The organism is Streptomyces sp. PA03-1a (genome assembly GCF_033792805.1).
Taxonomy (GTDB): domain Bacteria; phylum Actinomycetota; class Actinomycetes; order Streptomycetales; family Streptomycetaceae; genus Actinacidiphila.
Genome location: NZ_JARAVO010000190.1, coordinates 1 through 18,993 on the forward strand (window position 1 = coordinate 1; position 18,993 = coordinate 18,993).

Here is an 18,993-nt window from a genome sequence, read left to right on the forward strand (position 1 = left end):
GCGGTGGGCCCACCAGGTGATACACCGTCACAGCGGTTGACCCGGGGGAGCCGCCGCGGCGTTTCGGGTACGTGACGCGGCCGAAACCCGCCCTTGTGCGCTTGTGCATGACTCTGAATACTCCCGTGTGCGCAGCACTTGTCAGGGGCACGCCACCCCCACAGTACGGCGGCGCCCTCGCTGCGCCTCACCGGCCCGCGCTACGCGGGTCAACTTCCGTTCCCCCACAGGAGGAAAACGCGTGAGGATCAAGCGCACCACCCACACCCCCGTCCCGAGACGTGCACGGCTGATCGCCGTGGCGTCCGGTCTGCTGGCGGCCACCGCGCTCACCCTGCCCGCCGCCCAGGCCGCTCCCGCGCCCAAGGCCTCCCCCGAGGCCGCGGCCGCGCTCACCACGTCCCTCGGCACCGCCTCCACCGCCGGTTCGTACTACGACGCCAAGGCCAAGACCATGGTCGTCAACGTCACGAACGACAAGGCGGCCCAGGCCGTCAGCGCGGCCGGCGCGGTCCCGAAGTTCGTGGCGCACAGCACCGCCCAGCTGGAGAAGGCCGGGAAGGCCACCCTCGCCGCGGACATCGCGGGCACCTCGTGGGTCGTCGACCCGAAGTCCAACCGCCTGGAGGTCACCGCCGACAGCACGGTCACCGGCGCCGAACTCGCCACGCTGCAGAAGGCCACCGCCTCCTACGGCGACGCGGTCACCTTCCGCCGCACGGCCGGCACCTTCAAGCGGCTGATCGCCGGCGGCGACGCCATCTACGGCGGCGGTTACCGCTGCTCGCTCGGCTTCAACGTGCGCAGCGGCAGCACCAACTACTTCCTGACCGCCGGGCACTGCGGTGAGGTTGCGTCCACCTGGTACTCCAACTCCAGCCAGTCCACCGTGCTGGGCTCGAACGTCAGCTACAGCTTCCCGACCAACGACTACGCGCTGGTCCGGTACAGCAACACCTCCGTGACCAAGAGCGGCACGGCCGGCAACACCGACATCACCAGCGCCGGCAACGCCTTCGTGGGCCAGGCCGTCCTGCGTGACGGCTCCACCACCGGCATCCACAGCGGTTCGGTCACCGGCCTCAACGCCACCGTCAACTACGGCGGCGGCGACGTGGTCTACCAGATGATCCGCACCAACGTGTGCGCCGAAGGCGGCGACTCCGGTGGCGCGCTGTACACATCCGGCGGCATCGCGCTGGGTCTGACCTCCGGTGGCAGCGGTAACTGCAGCGTCGGCGGGACGACCTTCTTCCAGCCGGTGACGGAGGCGCTCAGCGTCTACGGCGTCAGCGTCTTCTGACCCCCGGGCAGGTCCACGCCCTCCCTTCCGTCACGGACGTGCCCGGCGGCCCCACGGCCGCCGGGCACGTCCCGTATGGTCCTCTTGTCCGCCGGGCCGATCGTCGCAATACTCCGCGAGGCACCGCATAACCTCGCAGGGGGAACATATGAGGAACAAGCGCACCACTCCGTGAGGCGGCCTCGCCCGAGGCGCAGCGCTGCGCGGAGCGGCGCTCCTCGGTCTGGTGGCCGCGACCGCGGTCGCCGTGCCGGACGCACGGGCCGCCACCGGCAGCGGGACCTCGGCCGCGCACCTGGCGGCGGCGGGCCTGGCGGCCGAGTCGGCGGACGTCGAGGGCAGTGCCTGGGCGGTCGACCCCAAGAGCGGCGCGCTGGTCATCGCCACCGACGGCACCGTCCCGCGCAGCGGGCTCACCGCGTTGAAACGGGCCGCCGGACGGTACGGCGGCACGGTCCGCTTCGAGCGCGTCGGCGGCTCCTTCGCACGGATGGCCGCCGGTGGCGACGCCGTCCACGGCGGCGGCTTCCGCTGCTCGGTCGGCTTCAACGTCCGCGCCGCGGGCACCTACTACTTCCTGACCGCCGGTCACTGCGGGCACGCCGCCAGGACCTGGTACGGCGATCCCGCCCGGACCAGGACGCTGGGCACCACCACCGGCTTCAGCTTCCCGTACGACGACTACGCCCTGGTCCGCTACACCGGCTCCGTCGCGCGGCCCGGCAAGGTCGGACGGCAGGACATCACGCAGGCCGCGCGGGCCCGCGTCGGGGAGGCGGTGAAGCGGGACGGCTCCACCACGGGCGTCCGCAGCGGCACGGTCACCGGGCTCGGCTACACCGTCAACTACGGCGGCGACATCGTCCGCGGCCTGATCCGTACCGACCTCTGCGCCGAGCCCGGCGACTCCGACGGGCCGTTGTACGACGGGACGAAGGCCCTCGGGCTGCTGTCCGGAGGCAGCGGTGACTGCACCGAGGGGGGCACCACCTTCTTCCAGCCGCTGCCCGCGGTCCTCACGGCGTACGGGGTCGGCGTGTACTGAGCCGTTCCCGGCCGCCCCCGGTACGCGCGCCCCGGTCACCCCGCGAAGCGCACCTCCCGGGCGGCGGCCTCCGGCACCGTGAACGCCAGCAGCCGTGCGCCCTCGGCGGCGACCGCCTCCCGCGCCCCGGCGTCCAGCGGCGCGTACGGCTGGACGTGGAGCACGGCCGCGCCGCGGGTGGCCCGGATCCGCCACAGGCCGTGGACGAAGCCGTCGTGGAGGAAGAAGCCGCGGTTGCTGCCGCTGCCGGGCAGCGGCAGCTCGGCGTAGGGGTTGCGCAGCATGATCCGCGTCCGGTCGGCGTGCGACAGGGCGATGTTGTCGTACTGCGGGAGGAACCGGGGCGGCGCCTTCGTCCCGGGGTCGGCGTGTACTGAGCCGTTCCCGGCCGCCCCCGGTACGCGCGCCCCGGTCACCCCGCGAAGCGCACCTCCCGGGCGGCGGCCTCCGGCACCGTGAACGCCAGCAGCCGTGCGCCCTCGGCGGCGACCGCCTCCCGCGCCCCGGCGTCCAGCGGCGCGTACGGCTGGACGTGGAGCACGGCCGCGCCGCGGGTGGCCCGGATCCGCCACAGGCCGTGGACGAAGCCGTCGTGGAGGAAGAAGCCGCGGTTGCTGCCGCTGCCGGGCAGCGGCAGCTCGGCGTAGGGGTTGCGCAGCATGATCCGCGTCCGGTCGGCGTGCGACAGGGCGATGTTGTCGTACTGCGGGAGGAACCGGGGCGGCGCCTTCGTCCCGGGGTCGGGGAAGGGCGCGTCCGGCACGTCGTACAACGCGGTGCCCTTCTCGTCGCGGTAGACCCGCAGCCCCGGGCGGAGCCGGTCCATGACCGCGCGGAGCCCGGTCAGCCCCGACCATACGGCGACGTCCCCGGCCGACGCGGGGCCGAAGGCGGCGAGGTAGCGCAGGACGGCCGCGTCCGGCGCGGAGCCGGCCGCGAAGTCGAAGTCCCGGCCGAGCCACCGGTCGGCCGGGGTCTGCAGGGCCGCGCCCGAGGTGCGCCACAGGCCGCGCGGCGGCGGCTGCACGGTCGGCACCCGGGCCGTGACGGCCAGGCTGAGCGGCAGCCGCTCGCGGTCCGGCCAGCGTTCCCGCAGGGCGTCCCCGAGCCTGCTCGGGGACAGCGGGCCGTCCTCGAGGAGCGCCCGGCCGGCCCCGGCCACCTCCGCCAGGTCCAGCCCCGCCAGCTGGCGCCGGAACTGCCCGAGCAGGCGCCGTTCGAGCACGTCCTGCACCACAGGGCGCAGTGCCATGCAGTCCCGTGCCGTCACCAGGTGCACCGTCCACCGCAGCAGTGACATCCGCACCGCCCGCCGGTCCGCGAGCATCCCGGACAGCTCCTCCGGCGCGAAGTCCTCGATCCGGGACCACAGGGCGACGTACGGGTCCTGCGGCTCCTGCGCCTGCAGTCCCACCAGGGCCTCGACCATCTCCTCCGCACCGGTGCGCACCCGCCCCAGCAGCGACTGCCGGGCCAGGAGGGAACGGTTGAGCGTCCGGCGGTCCAGGACGGTGCCTTCGGGGATGGTCTCCATGGGCGTCACGGTAGGGCGGAATGCGGCCAGGAACCGTCCGCGATGGCTGCCAGACTGGTGCCGTGCTGGAAACCTCCGCCCGACTGCTGCGCCTGTTGTCCCTGCTCCAGTCCCGGCGCGACTGGACCGGGCCCGAACTCGCCGGACGCCTCGAGGTCACCGCCCGGACGGTGCGCCGCGACGTGGAGCGCCTGCGGGCCCTGGGCTACCCCGTGCACGCCACCCCCGGCACCGCCGGGGGCTACCGGCTCGGCGCGGGCGCCGCCCTGCCCCCGCTGCTGCTCGACGACGAGGAGGCGATCGCGGTCGCGCTCTGCCTGCGCACCGGCGCCGGGGGCAGCGTCGAGGGCATCGAGGAGACCTCGCTGCGCGCGCTGGCCAAACTGGAACAGGTGCTGCCCTCCCGGCTGCGCCGCCGGGCGCAGGCCATGGAGGCCGTCGCGGTCGCCCGGCCCGCGACCGTGCCGGGCGCCGTCGCCCAGGACGTGCTGACCGCGATCGGCGCCGCGTGCCGCGACCACGAACGGCTGCGCTTCGACTACCGGGCGCACGGCGGCACCGCCAGCCGCCGCACGGTGGAGCCGCACGGCCTGGTCCACCACGGCCGCCGCTGGTACCTGCTCGCCTGGGACACCGACCGGCAGGACTGGCGCACCTTCCGCGTGGACCGGATGGACCCCAAGTCCCCGGCCGGCCCCCGCTTCACGCCCCGGCGGCCTCCGGCGGACGCCGCGTCGTACGTCGCCCGCGGCGTCACCTCGCGGGCCTACCGCCACCAGGCCGTCGTGGTCGTGCACGCCCCCGCCGAGGCCGTGGCCGAGTACGCCGGTTACGCGACCGTGGAGTCCACCGGACCGGACAGCTGCGTGCTGCGCACCGGTTCCGAGTCCCTCGACGCGCTCGCCGTCTACATCGGCATGCTCGGCGTCGACTTCGAGGTGCGGGAGCCCCCTGAGCTGGCCGAACGGCTGCGGGTCGTCGCGGACCGCCTCGCCCGGGCGGCGGGTGCGCCGCGGTAGGCCGGCACCGGGCCCGTAACCGGGGCATCCCGGCCCGTATCCGGCGGGTTACTCGCGAGGTACCGTGGAAGTACTGCGATTCCGGACCCCAGGGGGCCGTGATGGTCGTCGAGTTGATTGCCGCCGTGCTCTCGGCAGGAGCGTTGTACTTCGTGGCCGGGGCCCGTGTGGTGCAGCAGTTCGAGCGGGGCGTGGTGTTCCGGCTCGGCCGGGTCAGGGGCGGGGTGCGGAACCCGGGATTCACCATGATCGTCCCGATCGTCGACCGGATGCGGAAGGTGAACCTGCAGATCGTGACGATGCCGGTGCCCGCTCAGGAGGGCATCACCCGCGACAACGTCACGGTCAAGGTGGACGCGGTGGTCTACTTCAAGGTCGTCCACGCGGCCGACGCGATCATCAACGTCGAGGACTACCGCTTCGCCGTCTCGCAGATGGCGCAGACCTCGCTGCGCTCGATCATCGGCAAGAGCGACCTGGACGACCTGCTCTCCAACCGCGAGAAGCTCAACCAGGGGCTGGAGCTGATGATCGACAGCCCGGCCATCGGCTGGGGCGTGCAGATCGACCGCGTCGAGATCAAGGACGTCTCGCTGCCGGAGACGATGAAGCGCTCGATGGCCCGCCAGGCCGAGTCCGAGCGGGAGCGCCGGGCGCGGATCATCAACGCGGACGCCGAGTTCCAGGCCTCCAAGAAGCTCGCCGACGCCGCGGCGGTCATGAGCGACACCCCCGCCGCGCTCCAGCTCCGCCTGCTGCAGACGGTCGTCGCCGTCGCCGCGGAGAAGAACTCCACCCTGGTCCTGCCCTTCCCGGTGGAGCTGCTGCGCTTCCTCGAGCGCGCCCAGCCGGCGCCCTACCCGGCCGTCGGACAGCAGCCGGCGCCCGGACCCCCGGTGGCGGCCGCACCTCCCCCCGGGCCCGCACCGCGGGCCGCCGCGGCGGAGGCGCCGGCCGCCGGTGCGCCGGTGGTGGAGCCCGCCGAGGAGCTCCCCGCCGACCTGCGCGAGGCCCTCTCGGCGGACCCGCTGCTGGACACCGTCCGGCCGCAGCGGCCCTCCGACGTCAGCTGAGCCCGCCCTCCGCCTGCGGCACGTCCGGCCGCCACACGTACGGAACGGTCACCGCCACCGGCAGCAGCCCCAGCCGGGCCAGGATCGGGGCGCTGTCCGGGGAGGCGTCGACCTGCACGAAGCGGTGACCCGCCGCGACCGCGAGCCGGGCCCGGTGCGCCACCGTCGCCCGGTAGGCGCCCCGCCCCCGCCACTGCGGCAGGGTGGAGCCGCCCCACAGCGACACGAAGTCGGTGCCCTCGTGGAAACGGGCCCAGCCGGCGCAGACCACCGTGCCGTCGGCGGTCTCGGCGACGACCACCGCGCAGGGGTCGCCGGGCCCCGACACCTCGCTCTCCAGCATCCCCGGCAGCCAGTCGTGGGGCACGCCCCAGACCGTCTCCTCCATCTCCCGGATGCGCTCGAAGTCCGCCCGTGAGCCGACCTCCCGCAGCGCGAGGCCCTCCGGCAGCGCCGGGGCGGCCGTCAGCGCCTGCGCCTCGCCGACCAGCACCGTCTCCGGTTCCTCCGGCACGAAGCCGGCCGCGACCAGCCGGTCCGGCAGTCCCGCGGGCAGGTCGTGCGCGTGGTACTTCCACTCCACCGGCACGCCCAGCGCGGCGTAGTGGTCCCGCTGCCGGGCGATCAGGGCGTCCAGCCCGGGCCCGTCCAGCCCGCCGAGGTCGCGGTAGTCGAGGAACCCCGCCTCCCCGTGCCGGTAGGTCTTGCGCAGCAGCGGGCCGTCGCGTTCCACCGACTCGTACCGCGAGAGGTCGGCGGGCACACGGGCGCGCAACTGCCGGTCGTAGGCGGCGCGGTACTCCAGCGCCACGAGGGAGGGGTCGAAAGTGCTCATCAGGCGGATTCCACCACAACCGCGACCCCGGGCGCGAGCGGATGGGCCGCGGTGAACGCGACGGGGCGGGGCTGCGTATGTCAGACGGAACGACGCTTCCCCCCTTGCGCCCGACGATCCGGCCTGTATCCCCCCACAGGAGGTCACGAGTTGAAGCACAAACAGATAGCCAAGCGGAAGATCGTGTTCGTTGCGGCCGGTGCCGCCGCCATCGCGGCAGCGGCCGTACTGCTGCCCAACGCCAACGCGTCGCAGTCCGCCGCGCAGGGTCCGCAGGCCCCCTCGCCGAAGCGGCTCACCGCCGCGGCCGCCGCGGAACTCGCCGCGCGGCTCGGCTCGCGGTTCGGCCCGTCCATCGCGGGGGCGTACTACGACGCGGCGAGCAGGCAGCTCGTGGTGAACGTGGTCGCAGGGGACGGCGACGACGTGGCCGCGCAGGCCGGGAAGGCCGGCGCCGCGACCCGGACGGTCGAGAACAGCGCCGCCGAACTGGGCGCCGCCGCACGGACCTTGAAGCAGCGCGCCACGATCCCCGGCACCGCCTGGGCCGTCGACCCCCGGACCAACCGGATCCTGGTCACCGCGGACCGCACCGTCACCGGCGGCAAGTGGGACACCCTGGAGTCCACCGTGCGGTCCCTGGGCGGCGGCATGGCCCGGATCCACAAGTCCGCGGGCGAGTTCAAGCCCCTGGTGGCCGGCGGGGACGCCATCTTCGCCGACGGGGCGCGCTGTTCGCTGGGCTTCAATGTCGTCAAGGACGGCGCCCCGGCCTTCCTCACCGCAGGCCACTGCGGGGTCGCGTTCGCGAACTGGTCGGACAGCCAGGGCGGGACGCCCATCGCGACCGTACGGCAGGCGACCTTCCCGGGTGACGGCGACTTCGCCCTCGTGACGTACGACGACCCGGACACCCAGGCGCCCAGCCAGGTGAACCTCGGCGACGGCCGTGCCCTGGCGATCAACGGGGCGGCCGAGGCGGCCGTGGGCCAGGAGGTGTTCCGGATGGGCAGCACCACCGGGCTGCACGGGGGCACGGTCCTCGGGCTCGACGCGACGGTCAACTACCCGGAGGGCACCGTCACCGGGCTGATCCAGACCGACGTCTGCGCCGAGCCGGGCGACAGCGGGGGCGCGCTGTTCAGCCGCGACGGGAGTGCGATCGGCCTCACCTCCGGCGGCAGCGGGGACTGCCAGGCGGGCGGGGAGACCTTCTTCCAGCCGGTGACCACGGCGCTGGCCGCGGTCGGGGCGGAACTCGGCTGACGTCCACGTGGTGCGGGCGGGCCGCCGGATCCAGCGGATCCGGCGGCCGGGGGGTCAGCTGAACCGGCGGTGCAGCGGGAAGGCCGTCACCGTCGCGCCGACGTGCACGGCCCGAGGGGCCGGGCGGGGTGCCTGGGCATCCTCGTGCAGGCCGACCAGCAGGGCCGCCAGCCGGTGCCGGAAGTCGTCCCAGACCTCGGCGTCCTCGTCCTGCGGGTCCCGCAGGGGCCGTGCGCCGCACGGCGGCTCCACCAGACCGGCGGCCGCGAGGCGGCGCAGGTGGCTCATCATGCGCAGCCGGCCGGGGTGCGCCACGGGTCTGGAGGTGGTGTCGGTCGCCGTCATGGCGGTCAGTAAATCGTGCCGTCCCCTTGGCTTCGCAACCCCTGAGTAGCCACCGGGGTGACGCGCGCGTGACACGGGTTGACGCACGGGACGTGGGAGCACCCATGTGACATCGGGACGTGACGAATCTCGCACCGATGCGGTGTTTGGGCCGTCCGGGAGGACGCGTACCCTCACACCCCTCCCGAGCCGCAGCCGCCCGCCCCCGAGCTCGCGCACGAGGTGGGCGTGCCGCCGCCGCCGCCGCTGTGCCAGTGGTTGACGCCGTAGAGGCTCTCGGCCTTGTCGTGGTGGGCGAGCAGCCCGGCCTCCCCGGCGAAGTGCGGGACGGCCAGCCGCAGCGCCGGCCCGCCGTGCAGGGCGACCGCCAGGAGGACCGACTCGGGTGAGGCCCTGCGGGTGCGCGGGCGCGGGAAACGCTCCTGGGCCCGCCGCAGGACGCGGCGGCCGGCCCGGGTGCGCCGCGGCACCCTCCACAGGGCGAGGGCGGCGGCCACCGTGAGGGCGGGGACGGCCGTCCGGAACGGGTCCCAGGCCGTCAGGGCGCCGGGCACCAGCTCCGCGGCCGCGGTCGGCACGGCCGCGCACAGCAGCACACGGGCCGTACGCCGACGCCGGTCGCCCCGGATCAGCCCCGCGCCGGCCAGTCGCCCGCGCAATACGTCCAGTTCGCGCCGCACCGGCCGCGACGTGGTGACGGTGTTCACCCCCGCCGGCCGGTACAGGGCCTGGTAGACGGCCAGTTGCAGCGGCTGCGAGAGCCCGTGCAGCGGCCCGGAGATGCGCGCGGTGCGGTGCGCGCCGGCGTCCACCGTGCCGCGCAGATGCAGCGCGACCAACGCGACGACCACCGTGCCGCGGCGCCCGTCGCGCAGGTAGGCCGCCTCGTGGGGGTCCGTCAGCTCGTAGGCCGCGACGCGCGGTGCGCGCAGCAGCACCCCCGCCGTGACGAGCAGTGCCACCTCGGCCACCGGATATGTCCATGCGAGCCATGACATGTCGCACCACCCCCTGTGGTCGGTGTGCCCGTGGGCGCGGCGATGACGCGCTGTTTGAGGAAGGCCGGAGCTTTTCGGCGTAGCGTGGCCGCCGTGACGGATCTGGTGGCACGGACTTGTGACCGCATCGACCGGCTCGACGCCCGGATCAAGGCGTTCGTACGGGAACCGGACCGGCGGGGCCGGCTGGCGGCGGAGGCGGCCGCGGCACCGCCGGGCGTGCTGTCCGGGGTGATGGTGGGCGTCAAGGACATCGTCCGGATCGACGGGATGGACACCAGGGCCGGGTCCGCGGTACCGGCGGAGGTGCTGGCCGGGCCGCAGGCACCGCTGGTGGACCGGCTGCGGGCGGCAGGGGCGCTGGTCGCGGGGAAGACGGTGACGGCCGAGTTCGCGGTGACCGCGCCGGGGCCGACCCGCAATCCGCACAACACCGCCCACACACCCGGTGGTTCGAGCAGCGGATCGGCGGCCGCGGTGGCGGCGGGCATGGTGCCGCTGGCGGTCGGGACGCAGACCGTCGGCTCGGTGGTCCGGCCCGCGGCCTACTGCGGGGTGGTGGGCTTCAAGCCGACCTTCGGGCGCGTCCCGGTGGACGGGGTGATCGCCAACGCCCCGAGCTTCGACACGGTCGGGGTGCTCGCCGCGGACGTCGCGACGGCGACGCTCGGCGCGTCCGTCCTGTGCGACGACTGGCGGGAGCCGGCGGCCGGCGACGGCCGGCCGGTGCTCGGCGTCCCCGTCGGCCCGTACCTGGACCGCGCGGGGACGGAGGCGCGGGAGGCCTTCGCGGCGCGGGCCAAGCGGCTGGAGGCGGCGGGCTGGACCGTGCGCGAGGTGCCGCTGATGCCGGGTCCGGGTGAGTTCGAGGCGGTCGTACGGCAGTTGTACGTCATGAACCGCTACGAGGTGGCCCGTACGCACGCCGACTGGTTCCCCCGGCACGGCCGGCTGTACCGCGAGCAGACGGTCGCCGCCATCCGCGAGGGCCACGCCGTCGGCCGCGACGACTACGAGCGGGCCGTGGGCGAGCGCCGGGTCTTCCGCGAGCGGCTGCTGGCGGCCATGGGGGAGGTCGACGTCTGGCTGGCGCCGTCCGCCACCGGCCCCGCCCCGTTCGGCCTGGGCAGCACCGGCGACTCGGTGATGTGCCTGCCGTGGAGCAACGCGGGCTTCCCCGCGGTGAGTCTGCCCGCCGGGTACGCCGCGAACGGCCTGCCGCTCGGTCTGCAGGTCGTCGGGCGCCCCGGCGAGGACGAGGAACTGCTGCGGTGGGCTGCGGAGTTCGCCCCGGTCGTCATGCCTCGATGAAGACCAGGTCCTCGACCGGGACGGTCATCCGCACGGTGTGGTCGCCGGTCACCTCGACGACGTGGTGCAGTCCCCGCACCTGCGCGCGCGGGGTGTCCGAGGACAGGATCCGGTAGGTGTCGGCCGCCCCGGCCAGGTAGGCGCGGAAGGCGGCGAGGGAGGGCTCGCCGAGCGCGAGGTAGTCGAAGAGCCGCCGGAAGAGCTTGGGGACGAGCACCACGTCGTCGGTGAGCGAGGAGAGCCCGGTGACCTTCGCGCCGCTGGTGCTCACGTCGCCGGGCCACAGCCCCCTGCCCGCCTCGCGGGCCTGCCGGGCGACGTCGGTCAGCTCCCGGCGCAGGTCCTCGTGGAGGTTGCTGTAGAAGGTCGGGTAGGCCAGGCCCTCGGCGACCAGGTGGTGGTTGACGGTGGCGCGCAGCAGCGGCACGCCGACCGTGACCTCCTGGCCGCTCTTCGTGCCCTCCGGCAGCGCGCCCCGTCCGGCCAGGGCGACGCAGCGGCCGTGCACGTCGACCCCGCCGGTGAGGATCCAGCCGGGGACGCTCTCGGGGCTGGCGGCGACGACCCGCTCGCCGCCGGGCCCGCGCTCCACGGCGGTGAAGCCGAGCCACCGCAGCAGCTCGTCCCGGGCCGCGTGGGCGAAGGGCAGCGGCTGGTGGGCCGGGGCGGAGGTGGGCCCGTAGTGGGTCTCCAGCGCGTCGACGGCGTCCAGGCGCAGCTTGCCCCGGCAGGAGTGGGTGAGGTCGAGCCCGAGCCCGCCCCTGATGCGGTTCCAGTCGGGGTGACGGGTGGGGGTGAAGCCCACGGTGTCCCCGTCCGGTTCGGTGTTCTTTATCTGGAAAGAGCCCTTGACCAGCAGCATCGGCATGGCGACTCCCCATCGGGGTGTGAGCGTCGGTGACGTCGTGTGCAGGAAACCACGCGGAGGGTGGCGGAGGACAGGGATCCGGCGTGTCTTCGTACACGTGTTCGACAAGTGGTCTATGGTGGGTGGCGGAGGGTCCGGAAGGGGGGAGACGTGAGCGGTCGGAGGTGCGTATGCCGGGATTCACGCACCTGCACACCGTCTCCGGCTTCTCGCTGCGGTACGGGGCCTCGCACCCCGAGCGGCTCGCCGAGCGCGCCGCCGAACGGGGGATGGACGCGCTGGCGCTGACCGACCGGGACACGGTGGCCGGCGTGGTGCGCTTCGCCAAGGCGTGCGCGCGGGCCGGGGTGCGGCCGCTGTTCGGCGCCTCCCTGGCGGTGCCGGCGGCGTACGCGGGGGAGGGCGCCGCCCCTCAGGCCGGTCCGCCGGCCGCCCGCCGGCGCACCCCGGTGCGCGGCGGGGCCTTCGTGCCGGAGGCGACCGACCGGGCGGTCTTCCTCGCCCGGGACCGCCGCGGCTGGGGCGCGCTGTGCCGGCTGGTCAGCGCCGCCCACACCGACGGCGGCATCGGCTGGGAGGACCTGGGGCGGGAAGGGGTGTACGTGCTGCTCGGCGCGGACTCCGAGGTCGGCCGCGCCCTGGCGGCCGGACGCCCCGACCGGGCCGCCAGGCTGCTGCGCCCCTGGCGCGAGGTGTACGGGGACGCGCTGCGCCTGGAGGCCGTGCACCACGGCCGCACCGGCACCGGGTCCGGCTCGCTGCGGCTCGCCGCCCGCACCGTCGGCTTCGCCGTCGAGCAGGGGGTCGTCCCGGTGCTGACCAACGCCGTCCGCTACGCCGACCCCGGCCAGGGGGAGGTGGCCGACGTCCTGGACTCGGCGCGCCGGCTGGTGCCGATCGACGTGCGCGACGCGGGGAGCCTGGACAGCGGGGAGCGCTGGCTGAAGGACGCCGGGGACATGGCGCGCACCGCCGAGCGGGTCATGGAGGCGGCCGGGTTCGCCCGCGGCGACGCCCACCGGCTGCTGCGGGCCACCGAGGAGACCGCCGCGGGCTGCGCCGTCGACCCGGAGGAGGACCTGGGGCTCGGGCAGGTGCACTTCCCCGAGCCGCAGCTCGTCGGCGCGGGCGCCCGCACCGCCGACCGCGTGCTGCGCTCGCGCTGCGCGGCCGGGATGGTCCGCGAGGGCCACGACCGGGAGCCGGAGTACTGGGCGCGGCTCGACCACGAGCTGCGGATCATCGAGGGGCTCGGCTTCGCCTCGTACTTCCTCACCGTCGGCCAGGTGGTCGCCGACGTGCGGGAGATGGGCATCCGGGTCGCCGCGCGCGGCTCGGGCGCCGGATCGCTCGTCAACCACCTGCTGGGCATCGCGGCCGCCGACCCCGTCGAGCACGACCTGCTCATGGAACGCTTCCTGTCCGGGCGGCGGGCCTCGCTGCCCGACATCGACATCGACGTGGAGTCGGCCCGCCGGCTGGAGGTCTACCGGCGGATCCTGGACCGCTTCGGCGGCGAGCGGGTCGCCACCGTCGCCATGCCCGAGACCTACCGCGTCCGGCACGCCGTGCGCGACGTGGGCACCGCCCTCGGGATGGACCCGGAGCGGACCGACCGGCTGGCCAAGGCCTTCCCGCACATCCGGGCCCGCGACGCGCGGGCCGCGCTCGCCGAGCTGCCCGAGCTGCGGCAGGTGGCGGGGGAGGACCACGGCCGGCTGTGGGAGCTGGTCGAGGCGCTGGACGCGCTGCCGCGCGGGGTCGCCATGCACCCCTGCGGGGTGCTGCTGTCGGACGCCGGGCTGCTGGAGCGCACACCGGTCGTGCCGACCAGCGGCGAGGGCTTCCCCATGGCGCAGTTCGACAAGGACGACGTCGAGGACCTCGGGCTGCTCAAGCTCGACGTGCTCGGGGTGCGCATGCAGTCCGCGATGGCGCACACCCTGGACGAGGTGGAACGCACCGGCGGCGGCCGGATCGACCTGGACCGCATCCCGCAGGGCGACCCCGCGACGTACGAACTGGTGCAGTCCGCCGAGACGCTGGGCTGCTTCCAGATCGAGTCCCCGGGCCAGCGCGACCTGGTGGGGCGGCTGCAGCCGGCCACCTTCCACGACCTGGTCGTGGACATCTCCCTGTTCCGTCCCGGGCCGGTCGCCGCCGACATGGTGCGGCCCTTCATCGACGCCCGGCACGGCCGCAGGCCCGTCCACTACCCGCACCCCGACCTGGAGCCCGTGCTGCGCGAGACCCACGGGGTGGTCGTCTTCCACGAGCAGCTCATCGACATCATGAGCGTCATGACCGGCTGCGACCGGGGGTTCGCCGACGAGGCGCGGCGCGCGCTGTCGGACGAGGCCCGGCAGGGACGGCTGCGGGCCTGGTTCGCGGACGCGGCCCGGGGGCGCGGCTACTCCCGCGAGGTCATCCGGCGCACCTGGGAGATCGTCTCGGCCTTCGGCGCGTACGGCTTCTGCAAGGCGCACGCCGTCGCCTTCGCCGTGCCGACCTACCAGTCCGCCTGGCTCAAGGCGCACCATCCGGCGGCCTTCTACGCCGGGGTGCTCACCCATGACCCCGGGATGTACCCCAAGCGGCTGCTGCTCGCGGACGCGCGGCGGCGCGGGGTGCCGGTGCTGCCGCTGGACGTCAACCGGTCGGGCGCGGCCTATCGAATCGAACTGGTGTCCGGTGAGGGGGGTGGTGAGGTGGGCGAGGAGGTGTGGGGGCTGCGGCTCGCGCTCTCCGAGGTGCACGGCATCAGCGAGGCCGAGGTCGCCCGGATCACCGCCGGACAGCCCTACTCCTCCCTCCAGGACCTCTGGGAGCGCGCCCGCCCAGGCCGTGCCGCCGCCGAACGCCTGGTCCAGGTCGGCGCGCTGGACCCCTTCGGGGGCAACCGCCGCGACATGCTGCTCCAGGTCGCCGAAGTGCACCGGCAGGGCCGGGCCTCCGCCTACGACGGCCAGCTCACCCTGACCGGAGGGGAGGGCGAGCCGGCGTTCGCGCCGGCCGGCCTGCCCGACATGGACGACGGCGAGCGGCTCGGCGCCGAACTCGGCGCCCTCGGCATGGACGCCTCCCGCCACCTGATGGACGACCACCTCGCCTTCCTGGAGGAGCTGGGCGCGATCCCGGCGAACCGGCTGCGCGAGGTGCGGCACGGCGAGACCGTGCTGGTCGCCGGGGCCAAGGCGGCCACGCAGACCCCGCCCATCCGCTCCGGGCGCCGGGTCATCTTCACCACCCTCGACGACGGCACCGGCCTGGTCGACCTCGCCTTCTTCGACGACAGCCACGAGACCTGCGCCCACACCGTCTTCCACTCCTGGCTGCTGCTGGTCCGCGGGGTGGTCCAGCGCCGCGGACCGCAGAGCCTGTCCGTCGTCGGCGCCGCCGCCTGGAACCTGGCCGAACTGGTCGAACTGCGCAGGGAGGGCGGCCTGGAGGCGGTCGCGGCCCGCCTGGCCGAGACCCCGGGCGAGCCCCCTGGCCTCCCCGCACCCCCGCCCGGGGGCCGCCGGGTCCGGATGTCCACCGGGTACGAGATGCACCCCTGGGCCGATCTGCGGCCCGCGGGCGAGGGCGTTCCCACCGGCCGCAAGCTGTGGCACTCCAGTCCGGGGAGCGCGGGGCGATGACGGACGACCTGCACGTGCTGTACGTGCACTTCCACGCCGCCGAGGCGCTGTACGAGCGACTCCTCGGGCTGCTGGGCGGCTTCACCCCGGTCGTCCAGGCGCTCCCGCCCGACGCCGCGCTCGCCGACGTCCGCGGGGCGCTGCGCTACTTCGGGCGCGACGCCGTGGAACTGGCCACGCTGCTGCGGGTGCGGCTGCTCGCCCTCCACGGTGTGGACTGCACGATCGGCGTCGGCCCGAACCAGCTGCTCGCCCGGATGGCGGCGCAGGGCGGACCGGAGGGCGCGGTGCGCGCCGCCCCCACCGACCCCGCGGCCGTGGCGGCCTTCCTCGCCGACCGCCCGGTGGCGGCGCTGCACGGCGTCGGCCCGGCGACGGCACGGCAGTTGGGCACGTACGGCCTGGACACCGTCGGGCGCGTCGCGGCCGCGCCCCTGAGCACCCTGCAGCGGATCCTGGGCGCCGCGGCGGGCCGCAGGACGCACGAACGGGCCCGCGGCATCGACCCGGCCCCGGTCGTCCCGAACGCCCCCGCCCGTTCGGCCGGCGCCGAGCGCCGCTTCGGCCACGACGAACTGGACCCGGTGCGGCACCGCCGCGCCCTGCTGTCGCTCACCGAGGAACTGGGCTCCTCACTGCGCGCGTCGGGCCGGGTCGCGCGCTCACTGACCCTCACCGTCCGCTACGCCGACCGCTCCACGACCACCCGCACCCGCGCGCTGCCCGAGCCCACCGGCCACGGCACCGCCCTCGCCGAGGCCGCGTACCGGCTCTACGAGGGGCTGGGGCTGCAGCGTGCCCGGGTGCGCGGCCTCGCGTTGCGTGCGGAGGGGCTGACGGACGCCGGTCTCGCGACGCTGCAGCTCAGCCTGGACCCGGGGGACGAGAAGGCGCGCCGGATCGAGGCGGTCGCGGACCGGGCGCGAGCCCGCTTCGGCCCGCGGGCGCTGATGCCCGCGGCACTGTCGGGTGCGGCCTGACGGTCCATTATCACATCGACGTGAAGCCGGCGTGATGAATTCTTTACCCACCGGTAGCTAGCGACGTTTGTTACTCCTCCGTAAATTGACGGAAGCTCAGCACTCTGGTGATCCGGATCACAGGCTGCACGGGAGCCAGTCATTCCCCCACCTGCGAGGAGATCGCTCGATGCTGCCCATCAGACCGCGATCAGCGCTCCGGCTCCTCTCCGCGCTGACTCTCACCGCCGCCCTCTTCGCCACCCCCGTCCTGGTGGACAGCACGACCACCGCACTGGCGAAGACCCCCACGTCCGACACCCACGCCACCACGACCGTCGCCGCCGCGACCACCGCCGGCGCCACCGCGAGCAGCGGCTGGAACAACTGGTCCTGCAAGCCGTCCGCCGCCCACCCGCGGCCCGTCGTCCTCGTCCACGGCACCCTCGGCAACTCCATCGACAACTGGCTCGGCCTCGCGCCCTACCTGGTCAAGCGGGGCTACTGCGTCTACTCCCTGGACTACGGCCAGCTGCCCGGCGTGCCCCTCTTCTACGGGCTCGGCTCCATCACCGCCTCCTCCCAGCAGCTCGCCGACTACGTCGACCGGGTCCTCACGGCCACCGGCGCGGGCAAGGTCGACATCGTCGGGCACTCCCAGGGCGGCATGATGCCGCGCTACTACATGAAGTTCCTGGGCGGTGCCCCCAAGGTGAACGCGCTCGTCGGCATCGCGCCCAGCAACCACGGGACCGACCTGGGCGGGCTGCTCAGGCTGCTGCCGTACTTCCCCGGGGCGGCCGAGGCCATCGAGCACCTCAGCCCGCAGGGGCTGACGGACCAGATGGCCGGATCGGCCTTCCTCACCAAGCTGAACGCCGGCGGCGACACCCTCCCCGGCGTCCACTACACGGTGATCGCGACCAAGTACGACGAGGTCGTCACGCCGTACACCTCGCAGTTCCTGTCCGGCCCCGACGTCCGCAACGTGGTGCTGCAGGACCTGTGCCCGCTCGACCTGTCCGAGCACGTCTTCGTCGGGCTGACCGACCGCATCGTGTTCCACGAGGCGGCCAACGCCCTCGACCCGGCGCACGCCACCGCGACCGACTGCGGGGACGTCTTCAGCTGACGTCCCCCGTCAGCCGACCCGCGTCCGGCGCCTGCGGGCGACGAGCAGCAGCACCGACGCACCGAGCGAGACGGCGGCGGCCCCCGCCGCCATCAGCGAGGTCGTGCCGCTGCTGCTGCCTCCGGTCTCCGCCAGGTCCGCGCCGGAAAGGGACGTGTCCGCCGTCGCGGACGGCTCCGCGAGCGGGCTCGCCGAGCCGTCCGCGGCGGTGTGCGCGTGGTGGTGGCGCACCGTCGACCGGTCCGCCCCGGCGGCGATCCGCGCGTCGTCCGGTACGGAGGCGGTGGGCGCGGGGGCGGTCGTGGCCGCGGCGGGGGTCCCGGTCCCGGTCCCGGCCGGGGCCGAGGTCGCGGGCGTGGCGGGCGCCCCGGGGGCCTTCCCGGTGTCCGCGCCGAAGACCACGTCGGAGCAGGAGTAGAAGGCCTCCGGGCTGTCCGAGCGCTGCCAGATCGCGTAGACCAGCTGACGCCCCGACCTGGCCGGCACGTCCACCGGCAGGACGTAACTGCCGTCCCGCACCTGGGGGTCGGTCACCTTCGCGAACGGCTGCGCCTCCAGGTCCGACCACGTCAGCGGCCGCGACGGGTCGTACCCCGCCTTCGTCATGTACAGCTCGAACGAGCCCTTGTGGCGGGCCGTCACCCGGTACGCCAGGTCCTGCCGTCCCGGCGTCATCCTCGTCGCCGGCCAGTCTGCCCGCGCCAGGTCCAGCGCCTTGAACTCCTCGTTGCCCGCGCTGCACAGCTTGCCGTCCGGTATCACCTGCCGGTGGCGTCCGGCCGCGTCGCCGATGCGCACCCCGTTCCAGTCGTAGAAGGCCTGCGTGCCGCCCGCCGCGACCGCCGCCCTGCACGCGGCCGACGTCGGGTTCTCGGGGTTCTCCGCGTAGCAGGTCAGCACCCGGCTGACCGGGCCGCCCATGGTGCCGTGCGCGCTCGCCGGTCCCGCGGCCAGGCCGGTCAGTGCTAGCGGTCCGATCCCGAGGACGGTGGCCAGGGCGGCCCTGCGGCGTGCGGTCATGGTGGGGTTCTCCTTCGGCGGTGGCCCGGTGCGCGGTGCCGACGGGCGCCGGCGAACCAGCACGCTAGCCGCGCCGCACGGGTGGAACCCCTGTTCGGAGGACCTGCGGGCGATCTTTATGGCGGCGTTAAGGCATCGCTAAGCGGGGGCTGAGGATGCCGGTCGCCGGTGCGGCCCGGGTCCCCCCGGCACGACGGCGGCGCCGGACAGGAGTCCTGTCCGGCGCCGCCCACCCGCCTGTTCCCGGGTGCGGTCCGCCGGCCCTCAGCCGAGCCAGAGCGTCAGGAGGTAGCCCGGGCTGTCCCACGTGCACGTGTACTGGTAGGCCTGGCCGGAGTCGACGAACTTCTGGCCGGCCGTCTTGCAGGCCGCGCTCGTCGAGTACACCTTGTACGGCACGCTCGCGTTCGCCGGGGCGGCGAGCGCCAGCATCCCGGTGAGCGTCGCGGCCACGGCCACGGCGACCGAGGCGCCCCTGCGCTTGTTCATGTCCCCTCCAGGAAGAGCTCGTTGCACGACCGGATCACCGGCATCCTCACATCGTCGCAATGGACACGTCAATGATGCGGATCATGGGCGGTGTCGCCGCGGGGCCCCTCAGGAGGAGTGCCGGCTGCGGGGGGTGCGCCGCGGCGACACCGCCC

17 protein-coding genes are annotated in these 18,993 nt (G+C 74.6%); 9 read left to right on the forward strand and 8 right to left on the reverse strand.

Annotated elements, in window-relative coordinates; genetic code table 11:
* Positions 1 to 241 precede the first annotated feature (241 nt).
* The gene (locus PV341_RS32935; protein ID WP_500328515.1) at positions 242 to 1,303 is read left to right on the forward strand and encodes a S1 family peptidase; all 1,062 of its coding nucleotides are present in this window, start codon (positions 242 to 244) and stop codon (positions 1,301 to 1,303) included.
* Positions 1,304 to 1,502: 199 nt separating this feature from the next.
* Positions 1,503 to 2,348 carry a S1 family peptidase gene (locus PV341_RS32940; RefSeq protein WP_500359747.1) on the forward strand — a complete coding sequence of 282 codons (846 nt, stop codon included), beginning with the start codon at positions 1,503 to 1,505 and terminating at the stop codon, positions 2,346 to 2,348.
* 35 nt (positions 2,349 to 2,383) lie between these two features.
* Here PV341_RS32940 and PV341_RS32945 read toward each other — a convergent pair whose 3' ends face one another.
* Both PV341_RS32945 and PV341_RS32950 read right to left on the reverse strand, forming a co-directional pair.
* On the reverse strand, positions 2,384 to 2,764 hold the full coding sequence (locus tag PV341_RS32945; protein ID WP_500359739.1) for a DNA glycosylase AlkZ-like family protein: 381 nt from the start codon (positions 2,762 to 2,764) through the stop codon (positions 2,384 to 2,386).
* A complete protein-coding gene (locus PV341_RS32950; protein ID WP_500359740.1) occupies positions 2,761 to 3,882 on the reverse strand; it encodes a winged helix DNA-binding domain-containing protein in 1,122 nt (373 codons plus the stop codon). Before PV341_RS32950 ends, PV341_RS32945 begins: the two co-directional genes overlap by 4 nt.
* A gap of 62 nt (positions 3,883 to 3,944) precedes the next feature.
* Here PV341_RS32950 and PV341_RS32955 point away from each other — a divergent pair, with 62 nt between their 5' ends.
* Together PV341_RS32955 and PV341_RS32960 are read left to right on the forward strand one after the other, a co-directional pair.
* On the forward strand, positions 3,945 to 4,901 hold the full coding sequence (locus tag PV341_RS32955) for a helix-turn-helix transcriptional regulator (RefSeq protein ID WP_500328509.1): 957 nt from the start codon (positions 3,945 to 3,947) through the stop codon (positions 4,899 to 4,901).
* A 101-nt stretch (positions 4,902 to 5,002) separates the two neighbouring features.
* Positions 5,003 to 5,974, forward strand: coding sequence for a slipin family protein (locus PV341_RS32960; RefSeq protein ID WP_500359741.1), 972 nt, complete (start codon positions 5,003 to 5,005; stop codon positions 5,972 to 5,974).
* On the opposite strand, the gene PV341_RS32965 is transcribed toward PV341_RS32960, so the two are convergent.
* Entirely contained in the window at positions 5,967 to 6,809 is an 843-nt protein-coding gene (locus PV341_RS32965; RefSeq protein WP_500359742.1) for a GNAT family N-acetyltransferase, read from the reverse strand. The genes PV341_RS32960 and PV341_RS32965 overlap by 8 nt on opposite strands.
* 150 nt (positions 6,810 to 6,959) lie before the next feature.
* Here PV341_RS32965 and PV341_RS32970 point away from each other — a divergent pair, with 150 nt between their 5' ends.
* Positions 6,960 to 8,075: a S1 family peptidase gene (locus PV341_RS32970; RefSeq protein ID WP_500359744.1), complete on the forward strand. Its 1,116-nt coding sequence runs from the start codon at positions 6,960 to 6,962 to the stop codon at positions 8,073 to 8,075.
* A gap of 54 nt (positions 8,076 to 8,129) precedes the next feature.
* Here the strand turns inward: PV341_RS32970 and PV341_RS32975 are convergent, their stop codons facing one another.
* Both PV341_RS32975 and PV341_RS32980 read right to left on the reverse strand, forming a co-directional pair.
* Positions 8,130 to 8,420, reverse strand: coding sequence for a hypothetical protein (locus PV341_RS32975; RefSeq protein WP_500328501.1), 291 nt, complete (start codon positions 8,418 to 8,420; stop codon positions 8,130 to 8,132).
* Between the two features lie 173 nt (positions 8,421 to 8,593).
* Positions 8,594 to 9,418 carry a TIGR04222 domain-containing membrane protein gene (locus PV341_RS32980; protein WP_500359745.1) on the reverse strand — a complete coding sequence of 275 codons (825 nt, stop codon included), beginning with the start codon at positions 9,416 to 9,418 and terminating at the stop codon, positions 8,594 to 8,596.
* Between the two features lie 93 nt (positions 9,419 to 9,511).
* Here PV341_RS32980 and PV341_RS32985 point away from each other — a divergent pair, with 93 nt between their 5' ends.
* On the forward strand, positions 9,512 to 10,729 hold the full coding sequence (locus tag PV341_RS32985) for an amidase (protein ID WP_500328497.1): 1,218 nt from the start codon (positions 9,512 to 9,514) through the stop codon (positions 10,727 to 10,729).
* On the opposite strand, the gene PV341_RS32990 is transcribed toward PV341_RS32985, so the two are convergent.
* Positions 10,716 to 11,597 (reverse strand): nuclease, encoded by an 882-nt coding sequence (locus PV341_RS32990; protein WP_500328495.1) that lies wholly within the window; start codon positions 11,595 to 11,597, stop codon positions 10,716 to 10,718. The two genes, PV341_RS32985 and PV341_RS32990, sit on opposite strands and share 14 nt — an antisense overlap.
* A gap of 170 nt (positions 11,598 to 11,767) precedes the next feature.
* Here PV341_RS32990 and PV341_RS32995 point away from each other — a divergent pair, with 170 nt between their 5' ends.
* The 3 genes from PV341_RS32995 to PV341_RS33005 all read left to right on the forward strand — a co-directional run bounded on the left by PV341_RS32995 (position 11,768) and on the right by PV341_RS33005 (position 17,329).
* Positions 11,768 to 15,238 carry a DNA polymerase III subunit alpha gene (locus PV341_RS32995; RefSeq protein WP_500328493.1) on the forward strand — a complete coding sequence of 1,157 codons (3,471 nt, stop codon included), beginning with the start codon at positions 11,768 to 11,770 and terminating at the stop codon, positions 15,236 to 15,238.
* Positions 15,235 to 16,218 carry a DNA polymerase Y family protein gene (locus tag PV341_RS33000; protein WP_500359746.1) on the forward strand — a complete coding sequence of 328 codons (984 nt, stop codon included), beginning with the start codon at positions 15,235 to 15,237 and terminating at the stop codon, positions 16,216 to 16,218. The genes PV341_RS32995 and PV341_RS33000 overlap by 4 nt, the downstream gene beginning before the upstream one ends.
* A 169-nt stretch (positions 16,219 to 16,387) precedes the next feature.
* Positions 16,388 to 17,329 carry an esterase/lipase family protein gene (locus PV341_RS33005; protein WP_500328488.1) on the forward strand — a complete coding sequence of 314 codons (942 nt, stop codon included), beginning with the start codon at positions 16,388 to 16,390 and terminating at the stop codon, positions 17,327 to 17,329.
* A 9-nt stretch (positions 17,330 to 17,338) separates the two neighbouring features.
* Here the strand turns inward: PV341_RS33005 and PV341_RS33010 are convergent, their stop codons facing one another.
* Complete coding sequence (locus tag PV341_RS33010; protein WP_500328486.1) at positions 17,339 to 18,349, reverse strand: lytic polysaccharide monooxygenase auxiliary activity family 9 protein; 1,011 nt, start codon at positions 18,347 to 18,349, stop codon at positions 17,339 to 17,341.
* Between the two features lie 264 nt (positions 18,350 to 18,613).
* Positions 18,614 to 18,838 carry a hypothetical protein gene (locus tag PV341_RS33015; protein ID WP_499511037.1) on the reverse strand — a complete coding sequence of 75 codons (225 nt, stop codon included), beginning with the start codon at positions 18,836 to 18,838 and terminating at the stop codon, positions 18,614 to 18,616.
* Between the last annotated feature and the right edge of the window lie 155 nt (positions 18,839 to 18,993).

What these genes read in the sequence shown, in the direction of transcription:
- PV341_RS32950 (WP_500359740.1), bottom strand. Translation starts at nt 3,882, where the DNA reads ATGGAGACCATCCCCGAAGGCACCGTCCTGGACCGCCGGACGCTCAAC.
- PV341_RS32960 (WP_500359741.1), top strand. Translation starts at nt 5,003, where the DNA reads ATGGTCGTCGAGTTGATTGCCGCCGTGCTCTCGGCAGGAGCGTTGTAC.
- PV341_RS32965 (WP_500359742.1), bottom strand. Translation starts at nt 6,809, where the DNA reads ATGAGCACTTTCGACCCCTCCCTCGTGGCGCTGGAGTACCGCGCCGCC.
- PV341_RS32975 (WP_500328501.1), bottom strand. Translation starts at nt 8,420, where the DNA reads ATGACGGCGACCGACACCACCTCCAGACCCGTGGCGCACCCCGGCCGG.
- PV341_RS32980 (WP_500359745.1), bottom strand. Translation starts at nt 9,418, where the DNA reads ATGTCATGGCTCGCATGGACATATCCGGTGGCCGAGGTGGCACTGCTC.
- PV341_RS32990 (WP_500328495.1), bottom strand. Translation starts at nt 11,597, where the DNA reads ATGCCGATGCTGCTGGTCAAGGGCTCTTTCCAGATAAAGAACACCGAA.
- PV341_RS32995 (WP_500328493.1), top strand. Translation starts at nt 11,768, where the DNA reads ATGCCGGGATTCACGCACCTGCACACCGTCTCCGGCTTCTCGCTGCGG.
- PV341_RS33000 (WP_500359746.1), top strand. Translation starts at nt 15,235, where the DNA reads ATGACGGACGACCTGCACGTGCTGTACGTGCACTTCCACGCCGCCGAG.
- PV341_RS33005 (WP_500328488.1), top strand. Translation starts at nt 16,388, where the DNA reads ATGCTGCCCATCAGACCGCGATCAGCGCTCCGGCTCCTCTCCGCGCTG.
- PV341_RS33010 (WP_500328486.1), bottom strand. Translation starts at nt 18,349, where the DNA reads ATGACCGCACGCCGCAGGGCCGCCCTGGCCACCGTCCTCGGGATCGGA.
- PV341_RS33015 (WP_499511037.1), bottom strand. Translation starts at nt 18,838, where the DNA reads ATGAACAAGCGCAGGGGCGCCTCGGTCGCCGTGGCCGTGGCCGCGACG.